At 61.7% G+C, this 6,706-nt stretch carries 6 protein-coding genes; 4 read left to right on the forward strand and 2 right to left on the reverse strand.

The window, feature by feature from the left end; translation table 11 throughout:
• Positions 1–129 precede the first annotated feature (129 nt).
• Entirely contained in the window at positions 130–1,014 is an 885-nt protein-coding gene (gene truB / locus VMA09_12950) for a tRNA pseudouridine(55) synthase TruB (GenBank protein ID HUA34510.1), read from the reverse strand.
• Between the two features lie 342 nt (positions 1,015–1,356).
• On the opposite strand from truB, the gene VMA09_12955 reads away from it, so the two are divergent.
• Entirely contained in the window at positions 1,357–2,667 is a 1,311-nt protein-coding gene (locus VMA09_12955) for an NAD(P)/FAD-dependent oxidoreductase (GenBank protein HUA34511.1), read from the forward strand.
• A gap of 60 nt (positions 2,668–2,727) precedes the next feature.
• Entirely contained in the window at positions 2,728–3,102 is a 375-nt protein-coding gene (locus VMA09_12960; protein ID HUA34512.1) for a VOC family protein, read from the forward strand.
• Here VMA09_12960 and dut read toward each other — a convergent pair.
• A complete protein-coding gene (gene dut / locus VMA09_12965; protein HUA34513.1) occupies positions 3,099–3,542 on the reverse strand; it encodes a dUTP diphosphatase in 444 nt (147 codons plus the stop codon). The genes VMA09_12960 and dut overlap by 4 nt on opposite strands.
• Before the next feature lie 221 nt (positions 3,543–3,763).
• On the opposite strand from dut, the gene VMA09_12970 reads away from it, so the two are divergent.
• Together VMA09_12970 and VMA09_12975 are read left to right on the forward strand one after the other, a co-directional pair.
• Entirely contained in the window at positions 3,764–4,780 is a 1,017-nt protein-coding gene (locus VMA09_12970) for an aldo/keto reductase (GenBank protein ID HUA34514.1), read from the forward strand.
• Between the two features lie 332 nt (positions 4,781–5,112).
• Positions 5,113–6,609: a di-heme oxidoredictase family protein gene (locus tag VMA09_12975; protein HUA34515.1), complete on the forward strand. Its 1,497-nt coding sequence runs from the start codon at positions 5,113–5,115 to the stop codon at positions 6,607–6,609.
• Positions 6,610–6,706 lie beyond the last annotated feature (97 nt).

Below are 6,706 nucleotides of genomic sequence, written 5' to 3' on the forward strand. Positions count from 1 at the left end.
ATTGTTAACGCATCAAGCTAACAGAGCATGAGCCGACGAGTAAAGAGGCTTCGAAAATCCTCGCGATAAACTCATATTTTACTTTAACTTCAGATCCCGTCGCGAGGCGCCAGCATCCTAAAAGTGGCCTTAGACGTTGAAGATTCGCTCGATCACCGCCGTGACGCGCGATGTCGGACGAGCCACGGCTACGAGCTCTCCCTGGGCATCGACCAAGCGGAACGGTACGCCTTCGGGCGGGACGAGGGTGTCGAGCGCGCGCGAATCGCCATTGCGCAGCCGGTTTTCGAGCACCGCGTCGATACGGACTGCGGGCATCTCAGCAAGGGCCTCGCACAAGCTTACCGACTTCGGGTTGCTGCCTTCGCGCATCGCGGCGACGATGACATCAACCGGCGAAGCGTCTTCGATCGAGAATATGCCGTTGCGGGTGCGCCTCAGAGAACAGAGATGGCCGACCGTCCCAAGCGCGATCGCAACGTCGCGGGCCAGCGAGCGCGCGTACGTGCCCGTGCCGCATACGAGCCTGAACGTGATCGAATCGTCGCCGGCGAGCTCGAGTTCGAGGCTCTTGATTGTCACCGTTCGCGGTGGCGGCGGCTCGACTTCCTCGCCACGACGGGCGCGTTTATAGAGCGGAACGCCTTCGCGCTTTATCGCGGAGAAGACGGGCGGGACCTGTTGAACCTCGCCCGTGAATTGAGCGGCGACTTCATCCAGTCGGGCTTGTTCAATTTGCGGAATCGCAGCAGTCGCGACTTCCTCTCCTTCGCGGTCGAGCGTATCAGTCTCGACGCCGAGACGAATCGTGCCCTCGTACTCCTTGTCGCCACTCTCGATAAAAGGCGCGAGCTTGGTCGCCTCGCCGATCATGATCGGCAACAGTCCCGTCGCAAAAGGATCGAGCGTGCCGAGATGGCCGACGCGGGCTGGCTTCACGAGAGCCTTGATGCGACGCACCACTTCGGCCGAAGTAATCCCGGCCGGTTTATCCACGAGCACAATGGCATTCATCGAAGAACCTTAGAGGTTATCCGAAGACGCGGCCTTGATTAAAGAGGAGGGGGAGCCGGCTCGCGCACGCACCGCATGCCGGCTCCCCTGACAGGGGTTGGGGGATCCCGATCCCGCGCGTGCTACCTGCGCGCGGTATCCACGGCCGCGGAACGGGTCACCAGGAGGGAGTCCGGCGGCTCATTCCGTACCGACCGTTTAGTTGATTCGGTTTTTAAAGCATTGGCACGCTCATGACAAGACCCCAAGACGCTCTTTACCAACAGCGCGTCGGTAGCGCTTACCGCCCGACATCATTAGGCTGAGTTCTCCGATGCCTCTTTCGCGGGCCGGTTAAGATTCATGGACCGCGCATCAATACCTCGTGTCGTGATCGTGGGCGGCGGATTTGGCGGCCTCAGCGCCGCCAAGGCTTTGCGCAATTCGCCCGTCACTATCACGCTCGTCGATGCCCGCAATCATCACCTGTTCCAGCCCCTGCTCTACCAGGTTGCGACCGCAGCGCTGACGCCGAGCGAGATCGCGCGGCCGATCCGGCGCATTTTGCGCCACCAAAAAAACGTCGAGGTCATACTGGGCGAGGCCGTCGCTATCGACACCGCGTCGAAAATAGTCAAGCTCGCTGATGGTGAACTCAGCTACGACTACCTGATTATCGCAAGCGGCGCGACGCATTCGTATTTCGGCCACGACGAATGGGAACCCGACGCGCCGGGGCTCAAGACGATCGAGGACGCGACCGAGATCCGCCGCCGCTTCCTTATCGCCTATGAAGCCGCCGAGCGCGAGTCGGACGAGATTGCGATTCACGAATGGATGTCCTTCGCGATCGTCGGCGCGGGTCCGACCGGGGTTGAGCTCGCGGGCGCGCTGAGCGAGCTCGCGCGCCGCGTGCTCGCCGCCGACTTCAGGCATATCAACACCAGGCACGCGCGCGTCGTGCTGCTCGAGGGCGCGCCACGAATCCTGCCCGCGATGGCGCCGGAGTCGTCCGAGAGCGCATCGCGCCAGCTAAAAAAACGCGGCGTCGAAGTCATGACCTCGACGATGGTCACCGGGATCGACGCGCGCGGCGTCAGCCACAAGAATGGAAGGATTCCGACGCGGACCGTGATCTGGGCGGCTGGAGTGGCGGCTTCGCCGATCGGCAAGTCGCTCGGCGTGCCGCTCGATCGCGCGGGCCGCGTAATCGTGAGCGACGATCTAAGCGTGCCCGGCGCGCCCAACGTGTTCGTGATCGGCGATCTAGCATCGATAAAGCAGCCCGACGGCAGGCCGGTGCCGGGTCTCGCTCCCGCTGCGATGCAGATGGGGCGGCATGCGGCGCACAACGTCGCGCGCGCAGCCGGCGGCCAGGATCGCGAGCCGTTTCGCTATCGCGACAAGGGCACGCTCGCGACCATCGGCCGCGGCGCCGCGGTGGCCGAGATCGGCCGCCTGAGGCTCCGCGGTTTCATCGCCTGGATGGCGTGGCTGCTCATCCACATTTTCTACCTGATCGGCTTCCGCAACCGCTTCCTCGTGCTCGCGGAATGGGCCTGGGTGTATCTGCGCAACGAATCAGGCTCACGCCTCATTACTGGCGATGTCGAGCCCCTACTCGAACGCGGCAAACCCAAACACGAGCCAGCCCGCCGCGCGACGCCGCACTAATCGAGTTTTTCCAACGACCGGCGCACTCTGCTAAGAACGAAATCAAGGGAGGAATCGCCGATGGTCAAGTTCGATCACATGAATCTGCCGGTTTCGGATCCAGATGCGTCATGCGATTTTTACGTCAAGACCTTCGGCTTCAAGGTCGAGTTCGAGGTGAAAGAGCGGCGCACCATCGCGATTCAGGACGACGCAGGCTTCACGATCTTTCTTTACCCCGCCGCCAAGTCCCTCGACGGCGCGAAATGCTCATTGACCCTGCAGGTCGATAATGTTGACGAAGTGTACTCGAAACTGAGCCGCGAAGGCGTGAAGTTCAGCAACCCGCCCGGCAGGTATTTCTGGGGCTACGGCGCCGAGCTCTTCGATCCCGACGGCTACCAACTGATGCTGTGGGACGAAGTCACGATGCGCGAGAAAGGCGGTAGCTCTTAGCGGCCCGTGTGGCCGAAGCCGCCGGAGCCGCGTGGCGTGTCAGTGAGCGAATCGACTTCGACGATCTCAGCGCGGATGACCGGCGCGATCACGAGCTGCGCGATGCGATCGCCTGGTTCGATGATGATCGGCGCTTGACCTAAATTCACCAGCAACACTTTGACTTCGCCGCGATAGTCGGCGTCGATCGTGCCCGGCGAGTTGATCATCGTGAGGCCTTCCTTGATCGCGCGTCCGCTGCGCGGCCTCACCTGCCCTTCGTAGCCATCTGGAATTTCAATCGCGATGCCGGTCGGGACCGCGCGCCGCTCTCCCGGCGCCATTTCGATTCGCCCATCCAGATCCGCCATCAGGTCAACGCCCGCCGCGTGCGCAGTCTGATAAGACGGCAGCGGAACGGCGCTCTTCCGCATGCGCATAATCTTGAGCTTCACATTCATGATGGCCCTGCTCTGTCCCCTCTCCTCATCTCAGGAGAGGGGCGAGGGAGAGGTGCAGCGCATCGCATTCAACGGAGGCCTCACTCTTCTGCCAGCGAATCCTGCGGGCTCTTGCTCGTAAAAAGAGTCGACGTCCGTTGAATGCCAGCGTGTAACCTCTCCCTTGCCCTCTCCTAGGATAAGGAGAGGGAACGGATATAGTCCATACTGAGGAACCAGTCATGGCGTTGCCTGCGTCGAGCCGATTTCAATTCACCGATGATCTTTCGATCTGCCGGATACTCAACGGCATGTGGCAGGTGTCGGGAGCGCATGGGCGGATCGAACCGGAGCGCGCCGTCGCTGAGATGTTCGCTTATCACGATGCCGGGTTCACGACCTGGGACCTCGCGGACCACTATGGACCGGCAGAAGATTTCGTCGGCGAGTTCCGCAAGCGATTCGCCTCGCGATACGGCGCCCAGCGGCTCGGCGAGATTCAGGCCTTCACGAAATGGGTGCCACGGCCGGGCAGGATGACAGGGCCTATCGTCGAAAACGCGATCGACCTGTCGCTGCGCCGCATGGGCGTGAACCGTCTCGACCTGCTGCAATTCCATTGGTGGGACTACTCCGACCTGAGCTATCTCGACGCGCTGAAGCATCTCGCGGATCTGCGCGACGAGGGGAAGATTCGCCACCTGGCGCTGACCAACTTCGATACCGAGCGGATGCGCATCATCACCGAGCACGGCATCCGAATCGTATCCAACCAGGTGCAGTACTCGCTCGTGGATCGCCGGCCCGCCATGCAGATGGCAGAGTTCTGCGTGGCGAACAAAATTACGCTCCTCACTTACGGCACCGTCCTCGGAGGATTGCTCTCGGAGAAGTATCTGGCGCGGCCCGAGCCGCGGCGCTCCGAACTCGGCACCGCGTCGCTCCAGAAATACAAGAACATGATCGACGCGTGGGGCGGATGGAATCTGTTCCAGGAGCTGCTCGCGGCGCTGAAGCGAATAGCGGACAAGCATCAGGTCAGCATCGCGAGCGTCGGTATCCGCGAGATTCTCGATCGGCCCGCCGTCGCCGGGGTGATCGTCGGAACCCGGCTCGGCGTCGCGCAGCATATTGGCGATAGTGCGAAGGTCTTCGATTTCGCGCTCGACGACGCCGATCGCGCCGGGATCGAAGCAGTGCTCGCGCGCGGGCGCGACCTGATGCGCATCATCGGCGACTGCGGCGACGAATATCGCTGAGCGCGCCCGCGTCGTGGCTGCTTAATTTTCACATTCGAGATTGGTTAGTTTGTTCCGTGCATTCGCGATGCACGGATCGATCTGGGCAAAAGGAAATCTGCCCGCAGCTTGAGACGACAACCACTTCGCTCCCGATCGGAAACCCGCGTAAGTTCAAGCGCTTTAACGCGTCCGCCGTCTTCCCTACTCAAAGTAAGGTTGCTTGACAGTCTGTAGCCTTAGTTGTTAAGACACCCGGCGGTGCGCTAAACGCGCCTCGGCCATCTTAACCCTGAGACGGACCTTCACCCAGCGCGGCCGACGCTGCGTGTCCTGAAAATGAGGTAGCGGAGATGAAACCGCTCGAGCGCATGTCTGCCCTTGTTCTGCCCGTATACACCGCCTTTGTAATCGCGATCGTTCTGACCATGGCGCATGCCGCGCATGCCCAGACTGATCCGGGCCCCCGACCGAGCACGTTTGGCAACGCAACACGCTTGCCCAACCTGACCGATGATCAGGCGAAGTTCTGGGGCGGCGGGCAGAACGTCTTCAAGCAGACGTTTTCGGTAAGCGGCGCGATAAGCGGCGAGCCGGGGATCGGCTTGGGCCCGAGTTATAACGGCAATAGCTGCGTGATGTGCCATTCGCAGCCGACGGTGGGCGGCAGCAGTCCACTAGCGAATCCGCAAATTGGAGTGGCGACCGTTGACGGCGCAGCTAACATCCTCCCTTCATTCATCATGGCGAATGGTCCAGTTCGGGAAGCACGCTTTATCCTGGACAACGATGGGAACCCGGACGGCGGCGTGCACGATTTGTTTACGATCGCCGGGCGCAGCGACGCACCGGGCTGCGCTCTTGCGCAGCCTGATTTCACCAAGGAACTATCGAACGGGAACGTTATCTTTCGCATTCCGACTCCGCTCTTTGGGCTCGGCTTCGTAGAGAACACGCCGGATAAGACGCTCATCGCCAACCTTCAGGCGAACCCCAATATCAAGTCCAAACTCGGCATCGCGGGGCGGTTCAATACCAGCGGCAACGACAGCACGATCACTCGCTTCGGCTGGAAGGCCCAAAATAAGTCGCTCGCGATGTTCGCCGGTGAAGCGCTCAACGTTGAGCTCGGCGTTTCCAACGAGATCTTCTCCAACGAACGCCGCGCAACGGCCGCATGCGTCTTCAATACCACGCCCGAGGACATCACTCCGGCCTCGGGGCCGATAACGACAACGTCGCCATCGTCAGGAACCGCAACGCAGATGGCGTCGGCGATGGAGAACCTGGCGTTCTTCATGGCGCTCAATGCCGCGCCCGTTCCCGCCGTGCCGCCCAATGCAATCGTGCCCCCGGGCGAGGCTTCGGCGGCGGCTTCGGTAGCCAATGGGCAGACGCTCTTCACCAAGGTCGGATGCGTCCACTGTCATTCGGCGAGCCTGGTCACTGCGGCGTCGCAGTTTCCGGATTTGAACAACGCGACCTTCGCGCCCTACTCCGACTTCGCGCTGCATCACATGGGTTCGACGCTCGCCGACGGCGTCAGTCAGGGCCAGGCGGGGCCGGACGAGTTCCGCACTGCTCCGCTATGGGGAGCGGGCCAGCGCCTGTTCTTCCTGCATGACGGCCGCACAAGCGATCTGCTCCAGGCGGTCGAAGCTCACCACAGCCCCGGCCGCGACTGTACGGTATTGAATTCCTCGCAGCAGTTCGAAGCGAACGGCGAGTCCTTCTCGCCAGACACTCAGTCAAATACTTGCGGCTCGGAGGCCAACGCGGTGATCAGCAACTTCAACGGCCTGAATGCGGCCGGCCAGCAGGACATCCTGAACTTCCTGCGCTCGCTGTAAACTTCCCATGCTGGCGGCAAAAACGCAGGGCCGGTGCGATCTGATCGCACCGGCCCTGTGACTGTCGGCGGTTAAAGGCCCGCGAGACCTGGCCTAC

The organism is Candidatus Binataceae bacterium, assembly GCA_035508495.1.
Taxonomy (GTDB): domain Bacteria; phylum Desulfobacterota; class Binatia; order Binatales; family Binataceae; genus JASHPB01.